Annotated in this window: 13 protein-coding genes; 7 read left to right on the plus strand and 6 right to left on the minus strand. The window is 35.0% G+C overall.

Translation table 11 applies throughout. The features are described 5' to 3' along the window. The first annotated feature begins 50 nt into the window (after nt 1-50). The 4 genes from SM124_RS01975 to SM124_RS01990 all read left to right on the plus strand — a co-directional run bounded on the left by SM124_RS01975 (nt 51) and on the right by SM124_RS01990 (nt 4,422). The gene (locus SM124_RS01975) at nt 51-827 is read left to right on the plus strand and encodes a TerC family protein (protein ID WP_322444806.1); all 777 of its coding nucleotides are present in this window, start codon (nt 51-53) and stop codon (nt 825-827) included. Nucleotides 828-1,073: 246 nt separating this feature from the next. Further along, nucleotides 1,074-2,375 (plus strand): DUF5667 domain-containing protein, encoded by a 1,302-nt coding sequence (locus SM124_RS01980; RefSeq protein ID WP_322444807.1) that lies wholly within the window; start codon nt 1,074-1,076, stop codon nt 2,373-2,375. Nucleotides 2,376-2,461: 86 nt separating this feature from the next. Continuing rightward, complete coding sequence (gene sigI, locus SM124_RS01985) at nt 2,462-3,208, plus strand: RNA polymerase sigma factor SigI (protein ID WP_322444808.1); 747 nt, start codon at nt 2,462-2,464, stop codon at nt 3,206-3,208. Further along, the gene (locus tag SM124_RS01990; RefSeq protein ID WP_322444809.1) at nt 3,205-4,422 is read left to right on the plus strand and encodes an anti-sigma factor domain-containing protein; all 1,218 of its coding nucleotides are present in this window, start codon (nt 3,205-3,207) and stop codon (nt 4,420-4,422) included. The genes sigI and SM124_RS01990 overlap by 4 nt, the downstream gene beginning before the upstream one ends. Before the next feature lie 31 nt (nt 4,423-4,453). Here SM124_RS01990 and SM124_RS01995 read toward each other — a convergent pair whose 3' ends face one another. The 4 genes from SM124_RS01995 to SM124_RS02010 all read right to left on the minus strand — a co-directional run bounded on the left by SM124_RS01995 (nt 4,454) and on the right by SM124_RS02010 (nt 8,788). Beyond that, on the minus strand, nt 4,454-4,651 hold the full coding sequence (locus SM124_RS01995; protein WP_322444810.1) for an alpha/beta-type small acid-soluble spore protein: 198 nt from the start codon (nt 4,649-4,651) through the stop codon (nt 4,454-4,456). A gap of 149 nt (nt 4,652-4,800) precedes the next feature. Beyond that, nucleotides 4,801-6,141 carry a (Fe-S)-binding protein gene (locus tag SM124_RS02000; protein ID WP_322444811.1) on the minus strand — a complete coding sequence of 447 codons (1,341 nt, stop codon included), beginning with the start codon at nt 6,139-6,141 and terminating at the stop codon, nt 4,801-4,803. Next, a complete protein-coding gene (gene glcD, locus SM124_RS02005) occupies nt 6,138-7,550 on the minus strand; it encodes a glycolate oxidase subunit GlcD (protein WP_322444812.1) in 1,413 nt (470 codons plus the stop codon). The genes SM124_RS02000 and glcD overlap by 4 nt, the downstream gene beginning before the upstream one ends. 128 nt (nt 7,551-7,678) lie before the next feature. Then, the gene (locus SM124_RS02010) at nt 7,679-8,788 is read right to left on the minus strand and encodes a CdaR family transcriptional regulator (protein WP_322444813.1); all 1,110 of its coding nucleotides are present in this window, start codon (nt 8,786-8,788) and stop codon (nt 7,679-7,681) included. Nucleotides 8,789-8,914: 126 nt separating this feature from the next. Here SM124_RS02010 and SM124_RS02015 point away from each other — a divergent pair, with 126 nt between their 5' ends. Further along, the gene (locus tag SM124_RS02015) at nt 8,915-10,270 is read left to right on the plus strand and encodes a TrkH family potassium uptake protein (protein ID WP_322444814.1); all 1,356 of its coding nucleotides are present in this window, start codon (nt 8,915-8,917) and stop codon (nt 10,268-10,270) included. A gap of 34 nt (nt 10,271-10,304) precedes the next feature. Here SM124_RS02015 and SM124_RS02020 read toward each other — a convergent pair whose 3' ends face one another. Then, nucleotides 10,305-10,655 (minus strand): DUF3905 domain-containing protein, encoded by a 351-nt coding sequence (locus SM124_RS02020; RefSeq protein ID WP_322444815.1) that lies wholly within the window; start codon nt 10,653-10,655, stop codon nt 10,305-10,307. A 149-nt stretch (nt 10,656-10,804) separates the two neighbouring features. On the opposite strand from SM124_RS02020, the gene ykzP reads away from it, so the two are divergent. Together ykzP and SM124_RS02030 are read left to right on the plus strand one after the other, a co-directional pair. Continuing rightward, nucleotides 10,805-10,966 (plus strand): protein YkzP, encoded by a 162-nt coding sequence (gene ykzP / locus SM124_RS02025; protein ID WP_322444816.1) that lies wholly within the window; start codon nt 10,805-10,807, stop codon nt 10,964-10,966. Continuing rightward, nucleotides 10,966-11,103, plus strand: a complete 138-nt coding sequence (locus SM124_RS02030) for a hypothetical protein (protein WP_322444817.1) — start codon at nt 10,966-10,968, stop codon at nt 11,101-11,103. Before ykzP ends, SM124_RS02030 begins: the two co-directional genes overlap by 1 nt. Before the next feature lie 31 nt (nt 11,104-11,134). Here the strand turns inward: SM124_RS02030 and SM124_RS02035 are convergent, their stop codons facing one another. Next, nucleotides 11,135-12,892, minus strand: a complete 1,758-nt coding sequence (locus SM124_RS02035) for a B12-binding domain-containing radical SAM protein (RefSeq protein WP_322444818.1) — start codon at nt 12,890-12,892, stop codon at nt 11,135-11,137. Nucleotides 12,893-13,025 lie beyond the last annotated feature (133 nt).

Here is a 13,025-nt window from a genome sequence, read left to right on the forward strand (position 1 = left end):
GTGCCTACTCTATTTAGATATAGAAATATTAATAAATGGAGGCGAATACAATGGATGCTGCAATGCTTTTAGAATATGGTTGGGTATTAATCGTATTAGTGGGATTAGAAGGAATATTAGCTGCGGATAATGCTGTTGTACTAGCAGTAATGGTTAAACACTTACCACCAGAGGAACAGAAAAGAGCACTCTTCTACGGATTACTAGGAGCTTTTGTGTTCCGCTTTCTATCCTTGTTTTTAATATCATTATTAGCAGATGTATGGCAGGTACAAGCATTAGGGGCACTTTACCTATTGTATATAGCCATACACAATTTATATGGCAAATATAAAGGTAAAAAAGATATTGATGCAAATGAAAATTTGAAAAAAGGGAAAAAACAATCTTCTTTTTGGGTTACGGTATTAAAGGTCGAGCTAGCAGACATTGCGTTTGCGATTGATTCAATGCTAGCAGCGGTTGCTTTGGCCGTAACTTTAACTCCAACAGGATGGTTTACGATTGGTGGAATTGATGGAGGTCAATTCATAGTCATGTTTTTAGGTGGATTAATTGGTTTAATTATCATGCGTTTCGCTGCCACTTGGTTTGTTAAATTGCTGCATACTCGACCAAGTCTCGAAACAGCTGCCTTTTTAATTGTAGGATGGGTTGGTGTGAAACTTGCTGTATTTACGTTAGCTCACCCTGATGTTGGTATACTTGATGAACATTTCCCTGAATCAACACCTTGGAAGTTAACTTTCTGGATTATCTTAGTAGGAATAGCTGCAGGAGGCTATTTCTTCTCAAATAAAGAAGCACAAGCTGCCACTAGAACCTAAAATGCGTAAGGGCCACAGCAATAGCTGCTGGTCTTTTTTGTTGTTTCTATAGTGGTAATTATAACCAAATGTCTTACAAAAAGATTTTGAAAGCCCATGGTTAGCGTCTTTCTTGTAAAAAATTTGTCATAAAATCTAACGAAGAAAAATTCTTTTTTTATTTCACCCCCACAAACCCCCAATAGGGTAGCGTAGTGATTTAATGAAAAAGCGGCCGCTTGAAAAATACATGAGGTGAAATTAAAAATGAAAATGACAAACTTTGACATGAACAAAATCGTAAAAAGCACATTAGCAGTAGTAATTGCAGGAACATTTACTTTCTCATCAACTTTAGCATATGCATCAGAGAATAACAGTGAAAATAATGAAACGGTTGAAGTTAATAACGATGTAACAGCAACGGATAACACAGAAGCAGAAGTAACGGTAACAGCAGATCAAGAAAAAGCAATTGAAGAAGCTGAAGGCAAAATTGAAGAATTAGAAAAATCACCATCATTAGTTCCAGGTAACTTCTTCTATTTTGCAAAAATTGCTTTAGAAAAAATTAAACTAGCATTTACTTTTGATGATGCAAAGGAAGCAGAATTACTTGCTAAATTTGCGGCTGAGCGTATTGCAGAAGCAGAAGTGTTAATCTCAGAAGGCAAAGAGGAAGAAGCTATTGAGGTTATCGAGAAGGCAATTGCTATCATCAACGATACAAAAGTAAAAGAAGATGTGGAAAAAGAAGAAACTGAAGTAGAAGAAGAAACTGAAGTAAAAGAAGATGTAGTAGCTAAAGAGGACGAAGATAAAGAAGAAGAAAAAGAAGCAGAAGTTAAAGTAGAAGATAAAGATCAAGATCAAGAAAAAGTTGAAGTTACTACAGAGGATAAAGAAGTAGAAGTAGAAGAAAAAGAAGAAGTTGTAGCTGAAAAAACAGAAATGGAACTAGAAACATTAATGGCTCAAAATATCATTGCATTGACTGCGGCAATGAATAAAGTGAAAAACCCAGTAGCTAAAGCAGCTTTAAAAAGAAATATCGAAAAAAGTCTTGCACGTCTAGCAAGTAAATTACAACTTGTAGATAAAATTGCATTTGGAAATGATCTAGAAAAAGAAGTTGAAGCTACCACAGAAGTTAAAGATGAAACGAAAACAGATGTTGAAAACACAACAGAAGTAAAAGAAGAAAACAAAGAGACTAGTGTTGTAACTGAAACAAGTACTGATACTGATACAAACAAAGAGACAGACGAAGTTGAAAAAGAAACAACAAAAGAAGCAAAAGCCCAGTTAAAAGCTGAAACTAAGTTAGCTAAAGCAGAAGCAAAAGCTGTAAAGAAAGAAGAAAACAAAGCAAGAGTTGAACAAAAGAAAAAAGAAGTAAAAGAAAAAGTAGAGAAGAAGAAAGCTGAAGTAAAAGCAAAAGTTGAAGCTAAGAAAAATGAAGTTAAAGCTAAGCAGGAACAAAAAAGAGAAGCAGCTAAGCAAAAGAGAGAAGAAAACAAGGGAAAAGGTCATGAAAATAAAAAGCACGGGAATAAAGACAGAGAATAATTAAATTCATTTCTCTTTTTCCAAAAACCTACCCTTAAAAAACATGACAATATAGCGTATGATATATTGTGATGTGGGGTGAGGCTGTGTTAGGTCTATTGTTTATGGCCAAGAAAAAGAAAAAAACGCTTGAAGAACAAGTACACTTGATACAACAGGGAGACGAAAGACTACATAATGAGCTAATCGATTCTTATAAGCCATTTATCGCTAAGACCGTCTCCTCTGTTTGTAAGAGATATATCCATGAAACCGATGATGAGTTTAGTATTGGACTAATTGCTTTTAACGAAGCGATACAAAAATATAGTTCTGATAAAGGAAGTTCACTTATTAGCTTTGCTGAGGTTTTGGTAAAGAGAAGAGTCATCGACTACATTAGAAAACAGTCAAAGCACCAGAACTTAAGCTTCGATATGACAAATGAAGATCCTGAAGAAGAAAGCTCACAATCTTCCATCGAAGCAGAGTTATCAATTGATGAGTATCAGAAAAAGACGGAGGAAGAACGTCGAAGAGAAGAAATCATTCAATTTACAATGGTGCTTCGTCAATTTGATTTAACATTCAAGGAATTAGTAGAACAATCACCAAAGCATGCAGATGCTAGAAAAAATGCAATGGAGATTGCAAATACCATTGTCAATAATCAAGAATTAAAAGAGATTTTACTAGATAAGAAAAGACTTCCAATCAAACAACTAGAGAGTGTAGTAAATGTGAGTAGGAAGACAATAGAGAGAAATAGAAAATATATAATCGCAATGTCATTAATTTTGATAGGTGATTATGTGTACTTAAAGGATTATATTAGAGGGGTGTTGGAAACGTGAGAAAAGGTGTTGTTTTAGAAGTTGATGAACGTTTTTTAACATTATTAACCCCTGAAGGTGAGTTTCTAAAAGCTCGAAAGCAAAACTATCATTATGAAATAGGTCAAGAAATTGATTTCTTTCCATTACCAGTAGAAGAAAAGAGGAAACAATCGTTCTTTTCTATCCTTAACTCATTTAGAGGGAAGTCAATTGTAGCAGCAGCTCTAGCCTTTGTTTTAGTATTTGTATCATTCTTATCTTTTAATAACAATGATGAAGTTTATGCGTATGTCTCTATGGACATTAATCCGAGCCTGGAGCTGGGGGTCAATGAAAAGCTTCAAGTAATTGATTTGATACCATACAATGAGGATGGAAAATCAATCATTACAGAAATAGATAATTGGAAAAAGAAAGACTTGGAAGTGGTCTCTGAAAAAATTCTCCTTCAACTGAAGGAAAAGGGATACCTTCAAAAACATAAAGAAATTGTAATTGGAACAGTTCATACAGGTAAAGTAAAAGAAAAAGCTGAAAAGAAATTAGCTAAAACAGTTGATGATATTAAAGCTGGAGCAAGTAAGGAGCAGGCAGTTGTTAAAACCATTGAAGCCAGTAAAAAAGACAGAGAACAGGCGAAAGAAAATGGTTTGACTGCTGGTAAATTTGTCGAAGCGAAACAAAAGGCCAAAAAGAAACCTAGTATTATTATTCCTACTAAGAAAAAAGAGCCTGAAAAGAAAGTAGAAACAAAAAATACCGCTCCTAACAAACAAAAATCTAAGTCTAATAACAAATCTAAAGAGAAATTAGACAATACAAACAAAAACTTACGCCCTAATGAAAAGAAACAAAATAATAAGAGCGAAAATATAAATAGTCAAAACAATCGTTTTAAGTCAAACAAAGGCAATGTTAATGGTAATTCAAACCTGAACAAAGAAAAAAAGCTCCCACCTGGACTAGAGAAGAAAAAAGTTCAGTTAAAGGAAAAAAAAAATAATCTAGCTAATCGACAAAACGCTACAAATGGTCAAGGCTTTCGCTTACAAAGAGAAACGAAAGCTATTGATCGAATGAAAAATTTTAGACATTCTATAAACAAAAACCAAAAGCAACATGTATATAAAAGCGTACCTCGAAAAAATAACGGAAAACATAATAGGATTCAGCACAACAAGAATGTGAAAAAGCATAAAGTTTGGGATAACAAGAAAAAGTCCGGAAATTAAATCCGGACTTTTTTGCCATTTATATTTAGTTTTATTGGTTGCGTCCAGACAATTGAGCCTGTGCTTGTTGAACAAGTCTTTTAGTAATCTCTCCGCCAACTGAACCGTTTGCACGAGATACTGTGTCTGAACCTAAATTAACGCCAAATTCTTGGGCGATTTCATATTTAACTTGATCTAAATATTGCTCAATACCAGGAACTAATAACTTATTGCTGCTCCTTGCCATATCATTCATCTCCTTATAAAAGGTTACAGAGTATGTCTCTGTATAAGTTATTATTAGAAGTATAGAGATATTTATTAGTGGTAATGTTTTCGTATAGAATTTAATTCTTCCAATAAAAAAGAGCTGAATAAATCAGCTCTTGTAAGATTTTAATTTAAAGTAGGAACCTCATTCACTGCTTCTAACAACAAATCCACAATATGAACAGCTCTAGCTTCTTGACTTAAATTTTCTCTTTCAATTCCTAATTTCATTTGCAATAAGCAGCCTGGATTAGCTGTTACTATCGTATTGGCATGAGTAGCCTTTGCTTGCTCCATTTTATGGTCAAGAATTTGCATCGACATTTCCGACTCAACAATATTATAGATCCCCGCAGACCCGCAACAACGGTCTGCATCTTTCATTTCTCTATATTCAATTCCTTCAATCGCTTTTAGAAGAACACGAGGAGCAGAGGCTGTTTTCATAACGTTTCTTAAGTGACAAGAATCTTGATACGTAACTACTTGGTATGGAAGCTTTAAGGTTTGTTTTTTATGAAATTCAACTTCGTATAAAATTTCAGTGATATCTTTTATTTTATCTTTGAAGGCTTTGGCTCTATCCTTCCAGACTGAATCATCTTTAAGTAAGTGGTCATAATCAACTAAAAACGCACCACAACCACCAGCATTTGTAATAATATAGTCTACATTTAAATCCTCAAAGGCTTGGATATTCTTCTTTGCAAGCTCTTTTGAACCCTCTTTTTCTCCACTATGTCCATGGAGAGCACCACAGCAATTTTGATTTTTTGGAATAACAATTTCACAACCTGCTAATTGCAATAGCTTTAATGTCGCGTTATTAGTATCTAAAAACATGGTATCCATTAAACAACCAGAAAAGAAAGCCACTCGCTTCTTTACAACACCCTTTGCGGCAACAAATTCAGGTCGATTGTTCATTTCTTTTATTGTAGGGACTTTAGGTAACACCTTTTCCATTGTAGCAAGGTTTTCCGGAAACAGCTTCATGAAACCGACTGAACGAACCGCTTTTTGTAGTCCTGAACGTTGGTAAAATCCTAATAAACCAGTCACAGCTTTCATTCTGTTTTGGTGTGGAAATAATCCTTCAAATACCACTTTTCTTACTGCCCGAACAGGTAAAGAATGTTTCTTATTTTGATTAATAATATCACGTGCTTCTTCTAATAAGTGTCCATATTTTACTCCAGAAGGACATACAGGCTCACAAGCACGGCAACCTAAACAAAGATCAAGCGAGCGTTCTACATCTTCATCTGGTTCTATTAAGCCATCAACTACTGCCTTCATTAAGGCAATACGGCCGCGTGGTGAATGGGATTCCTTAAAACCTGAAGTTACATAGGTAGGGCAAGATGGTAAACAAAAACCACATCGCATACAGTTCAAAAGTTCATCTTCATCCATTCGTGCTTTAAATTCCTCTTGTATCACTTGTTGCTCTTTCAATGTTGTCATTTTGTAATCACCACGCGTTTTCTACTATCTTTAGCGAACACCTTGCCAGGATTCATAATGTTGTTAGGATCAAGAGCATTTTTTACAGCTTGCATAGCAGCAATTCCTTCTTTTCCTAATTTTAGCTCTAGATAAGGTGCTTTCATGACACCGACTCCATGTTCCCCTGTGATGGTTCCGCCTAACTCGATTGCTTTCACAAATATTTCTTCAAACGCTTTTTCCACACGTTCCATTTCATCATGATCTCTAGCATCTGTTGGGCAAGTAGGATGTAAATTTCCGTCCCCAGCGTGACCAAATGTACAAATATTTAAATCATATTTCTTAGCAATTTCGTTTATTCCGTTTACCATTTTAGCAATCTCAGAACGAGGAACAGTTGCATCTTCTAAAATAGTAGTAGGTTTTAGTCTCGCAAGTGCTGATAAAGCAGAACGTCTTGCTGTTCTTAAGGCTTCGGCTTCTTCATCAGACGCAGCGACTTTTACGGAAATTGCCTGTTCTTTTTTACAAATCTCTTCCATTTTCAACATATCACGTTCAACAACTTCTGGCGGTCCATCTTGTTCAATGAGAAGGACAGCCTTAACATCTGTAGGTAATCCGATTTGTGCGTGTGCCTCTACTACAACAAGCGTGGGTTGATCTAAAAACTCTAATGTAGTTGGTATAATTTTATTAGCAATAATCTTAGAAACTGATTTAGCTGCAGCTTCAATATCTTGGTAAAGGGCAAGCATGGTCTTTTTCGTTTCTGGCATCGGTATTAATTTAAGAGTTGCTTCAGTAATAATTCCAAGTGTACCTTCTGAGCCAACAAATAAACGGGTAAAATCATAACCGGCTACATCTTTAGCCAGTTTTCCACCTGTACGAATAATATCACCATTAGCCAAAACTACTTCTAATGCCATAACATAGTCTCTAGTGACACCGTACTTTAATCCACGCAAACCACCAGAATTTTCATTGATATTTCCACCAATCGTAGAAATCTTCATGGAGCTTGGATCTGGCGGATAAAACAACCCCTTTGCTTCCACTTGATTTATCATATCTAGAGTTATAACGCCTGGTTGCACAGTGACTGTTAGATTCTCTTCATCAATCTCAATCACTTTGTTCATATGTTTAAATAATAATACGATGCCGCCTTCAGTTGGACAGGTACCGGCACATAAATTTGTTCCGGAGCCTCTAGGAACGATGGGAATAGAATTTTCGTTACAAATCTTAACAATTTTCGCAACTTCTTGTTTATTTCTTGGACTTACAACAGCGTCTGGCATAGACTGAAAATTAGGTGTTGCATCATAAGAATAAACAAGTCTGCCAGCCTTACTATCTTCAAAATTTTCCTCTCCTACAACCTTGATGAATGAATGTTTTACATTTGCATTTAGCATGTAAAATTCCCCCTGTATCACGCTATATAACAACCTTCAATTTTGTTTTCCATAGTTAATATATTAAGTATAAAAAAAAGCGGGATGGCCCGCCATGTATATTAAAACAAAAATAAAGGGGAAGATTGTTAATTTTTTAGATGTTTATCCAAAAAAAGAGTAGAGAGGTACAGTTTAAACAAATCCTCTGTTTTTCTAGGGTTTAGATTTGATAAATCCATGATTTTTTTGAGCCTGTAATGTAGGGTATTAATATGAATATGAAGAGATTCAGCTGTATTTTTCAAAGATAAATCCTCTTCAAAAAATGTCTTTAGTGTTTCAATTAGTTCATGATCCTCTACAAATGTTCCGATTGTCCTTTCGATAAAATCTAATTTTGTTTCCATTTTGATTTCTTCTATAATCATTTCTAAAGTTAATTCTTCATCATAAACAATTTCATTTTCAATTTTACTAGAATTTAGCGCTCTTTCAGCCTGTTGATACGTCTGATTTAAGTGAGTGGGTGGGGTTACGGAGCCGACGCCGATATTTACATTTACTTGTAGATGTTCATTTAGCATTTTTTGAAAACGTGATAGCTTCTCTTTAGTAAATCTGAGACTTTCTTGGTCAGATAATAGATAAATAATCCTATTGTTACCAAGGCGAACGATAAGGTCTTCTTTACTTTTCTCATTCCAGGAAAAAACAGACAACCAAATATCACGATGAGGAAGGAAAGAGTCTTGAGTAAATTCAGCAATGGCGACCCTGCGATTTACATTTAGGTCTACGTTAAGAAGTGTCGCTTTATGAATAAAAGTAGGGTTCCATTCTTTTATTTGTATCCATTCAAATAAAAGAGCTTCATACGCTCTTGATTGCCAGTCAAACTGTTCAGTAAAATAACTTTCACTTACAAGAAGTTCGGTCATTTTTCTAATCACTTCGCCATAGGGAGAAACTTTTTCAGGATTACCGGTTATTCCGATGACACCGATGACTTCTTTATTAAAAAAGACAGGTAGATTAATACCAGCTTTGACCCCCTTTAAGATATGTTCGTCTTCTTCCGTTATAATCAGTTTATCTTTTTGTACAATGGACTTTAAGGCTCCTTCATGAAAGGTATTAATCCGATGAGGATCCGTACTAGCTATAATAATCCCATTTGTATCAACTACAATAATATCTTCACCTAGGAGTTTTCGGACCTCGTTAACTATTTTCTCAGCAAGCTCTCGAATCAACATTAAGAATTCCTCCAGTAAATAATGATGGATTTTAGGAAAACTTTAAATAAATATATCATAACCCTTTTAATAGTGGGGGATATTCTTTATGATAGGGGATAGATAAAGACGTGAAAGGATTCTATCATGTGGACGACATTAAAATTGAAATTAAATAACTTGACACCCGCTCAAGCGATTGTTGGATATTATATGGGTGCTGTCATTATATCAGTATTATTACTCAGAATCCCTGCGGTGCATAAACCAGGTATTGAAATTCCCTTTATTGATACATTATTTACTGCTGTAAGTGCAGTTAGTGTCACCGGACTTACCGTTATTAATATTTCTGAAACCTACTCTGTATTTGGTTATTTCGTTTTATTATTTGTTTTACAATTCGGTGGGATTGGTGTAATGACTGTAGGAACTTTCTTTTGGTTGCTTCTAGGTAGAAAGATTGGTTTAAAAGAAAGACGGTTAATTATGGTAGACCACAATCAAACGAATCTATCTGGTCTGGTAAACCTAATTAAGGATATTTTAAAGATTATCCTCCTAATAGAGCTAATTGGAACCATCGTTTTAGGATTATATTTTTTGAACTATTATCCTAATTGGAAAGACGCCTTTCTACATGGGGTGTTTGCATCGGTTAGTGCAACGACAAATGGTGGATTTGATATAACTGGGGAATCCCTTCTTCCATTTGCAGGAGACTATTTTGTTCAACTAATTAATATTTTATTGATTACCCTTGGAGCAATTGGGTTTCCAGTACTTATCGAGTTAAAGCAATTCTTATTTCCAAAAGAGCGAGAAGGAAATTTTCGTTTTTCTCTATTCACTAAGTTAACAACTGTCACTTTTGCTTCTTTATTAGTCATTGGAACGATATTAATTTTATTACTTGAATTTAGAAATACTTTTCAAGGAGAGTCTTGGCATAAAGCGTTTTTCTATGCGTTTTTCCAATCCGTATCAACTAGGAGTGGTGGGCTAGCAACCATTGATGTTAGTGAATTTGCTGCACCCACTTTATTAATTATGAGCGGATTGATGTTTATTGGTGCCTCCCCAAGCTCAGTGGGTGGGGGAATACGAACAACTACGTTTGCGTTGAATATGCTTTTTATTTACCACTTCGCTAGAGGAAACCGCCATATCAAAGTATTTAAACGTGAAATCCACGAAGACGATATTATGAAATCATTGGCCGTTACGATGCTGGCAGTTGGACTTTGTTTTATTTCAATGGTGACTTTATCTATAACAGAAAGCCATTCATTTTTGGAGTTATTATTTGAAGTGTGCTCTGCTTTCGGTACGACAGGATTGTCAATGGGGATCACAGCAGACCTTTCCTCTGTGGGGAAATGTGTCATTATGTTATTAATGTTTATTGGTAGGATCGGCCTTGTATCGTTCTTATTTATGATCAGAGGCAAAGAGATTAAAGCTAAATATCATTACCCAAAGGAAAGAGTTATCATTGGGTAAACGAAAAAAATCCAGGAATGCATCCTGGATTTTTTTAATCTGTACCTTGGCTTACATCTTTTGTTGGATGCATAAATGGATATCCCTTAGGTCGCTTTTTGCTTTCTAGTAACTCGTTGTTTTCTGTCGTGTTCCAGCCAATATCATTTGTAGGATGAACCCACTCATCACCAGACATAATCGCAGGGTCTGTATCTTCCGACCATTGTTCTAAAGGTGAGTTAGGAGAAGAATATTTACTGTCCCCGATAACGACACCATGAGAGTTAATAAATGGAGGTTCCATTTTAATTCCTGTTCCTTTAAAGTCTGGTGCACTAATTTGATGTGGCATCGTTTCGTCTAAAGTAACTTTGTCTTTTAGTTCTTTTTTCTTTTTGGTCATAAAAGTCACCCTTTATCCTCGTTTCAATTAGTTTTTGTTCGAAAAGGTTTTTTATGAAACATTACTGGTTGAAAAATTAGGAAGTGTATTTATTTGTGGCCTAGTGAAAGATATAAATGTTTCTTATTTTTAAATAGGGGGCGAAACTTATGGCTAAAAGAAAAGCAGAATTTAACGCTGTTGAAAAATATAGTAAAACACCGAAAAAGAATGTTCAAGAATCTGAATTCTCTGCTGAGTTTAGTTCAGGTGAGAATATGATGAAGGGTGCCAATAGAAATTCCAAGCAAGGCAGAAAGGGACGAGCATAATGGGAAAAAGGAATGACAAGAAAGACGCTGCTAATGTAGAGTTTGGAATAGAATTTGGTGATTTAAATGCAGCGAAAAATTATGAAGTTCCTTTTATGAACCAAAACGCTAATAGAAAAAACAATAAAAAGAAATAAATAAAAAGCCGGCTTTTTGGCCGGCTCTTACTTATTTTACTGTTGCTTTTAGCGTGGTACCAAAGATGATGGTTTTTTCATTCGATGGATTAAAGAACGCTAACATACATGAAGGTTCACGCTTAATTACGCCCGTCTCTAAATACACCTTCAGGTGAATCGTCATTTTTTCAAGTACGGTATGTTTATAAAGGTCTTTTTCCGATAATTTTAATCCTTCAAAATCAGCCCCAAGTTGTGAAGGGGTTTCTAAATAAGATTGGTAGATGGCGGACTTTTCTTGTTTTTCAAAATCTAAATCCCACCAAGGCTTTCTTGGCTTATATTTTGAATTCGTTAAATAATCTAACTTCATTAAATCAGCAATTATATCTAGATCATTAATCCCTTTTTCTGCAAGGAATTGATACAAGCGTTTAAATAAATCTTCTAACTGATGACCAATTCTTTCCCAGCCTTTTTCTTCCCAATAGGAACCGAAGTCTTGGAAGAAGTCAAAAGGTGATGGAAAGGCTTTTGTAACTAAATACTCAATAGTATGATCCATACGATGGTCGTTCCAATATTTTTCAAGAACGTCTTCCACTTGTTTAATTCGAATAATATCATCGAAAGACAATGCGTTATTTCCTAGAATTTCATACGGAGAATGATCCATATAAATATACTTATGGTCATTCGCTCGTAATCTTAGACCTGTGCCTCTTAGCATTTTTAGGAATCCAAGCTGCAGTTCTTCTGGTCTAAGTGCGAATACGTCATTAAAAGTCTTCTTAAAGGTATGGTAATCTTCCTCTGGTAAGCCCGCAATTAAATCTAAATGCTGGTCAATCTTCTTACCTTCCTTCACTAAAGTAACTGTACGTGTCAGCTTTTCAAAGTTCTGTTTTCTCATAACAAGCTCATTGGTAGGATCATTGGTTGATTGCACCCCGATTTCAAAACGGAATAATCCAGCAGGGGCTTCTTTATTTAAAAATTCGATAACTTCTGGTCTCATGATGTCTGCAGTAATTTCAAACTGAAACACTGTTCCAGGTAAATGTTCGTCGATTAAGAAACGAAACATTTCAAGTGCATAGCTTCTGCTAATATTGAACGTACGGTCAACGAATTTAATCGTTTTTGCGCCGTTTTTCATTAAATAACGAATATCTTCTTTTACTTTTTCACGGTCAAAGTACCTTACACCTACTTCAATAGAAGAAAGACAGAATTGACAGCTAAATGGACAACCACGGCTTGTCTCAATGTAAGTCACTCGTTTCCCTAAATGGGGAATATCCTCTTCAAAATGAAATGGTGATGGAAGTTCACGTAAATCGAGTTTATTTCGTTGAGGATTAATGACAATTTGATCATCCTTACGATAGGCAATACCATGTACCGCTTTCATCTCATGGTTATTTTCAAGTTCAGTTAATAACTGTTTGAAAGTTTGTTCTCCTTCACCAATGACAATGAAATCAAACTCAGGAACTTTCTCCATCCACTCGTGAACATCGTAGGTTACTTCAGGACCACCAATGACAATCAAAATAGATGGATCGATTTTTTTAATCATTTTTACCACTTTGATGGTTTCTTCAATGTTCCAGATATAACAGCTAAAACCAATGATATTTGGCTTTTTCTTGATTAAATCTGTAACAATATTCATGGTTGGATCTTTAATTGTATATTCTGTAAGCTCAACGTCAAATTCAGGTTGGGCATACGCTTTTAAATAACGAATAGCAATATTCGTATGAATATATTTAGCATTTAATGTGGTTACAACTATTTTCATATATAAACTCCTTCTGTTAGGAATGATAAATTATCTATTAAGTTGCTTAAATTTTTTAAGCAACATCCCATTTTATCACATTTTAGCCAAGTTGGGTGAAGGGAAAACATAGTAAGGTGAATGGAAGGGGAGA

This window comes from Robertmurraya mangrovi, from assembly GCF_034427655.1.
GTDB classification, from domain to species: Bacteria; Bacillota; Bacilli; order Bacillales; family Cytobacillaceae; genus Robertmurraya_A; species Robertmurraya_A mangrovi.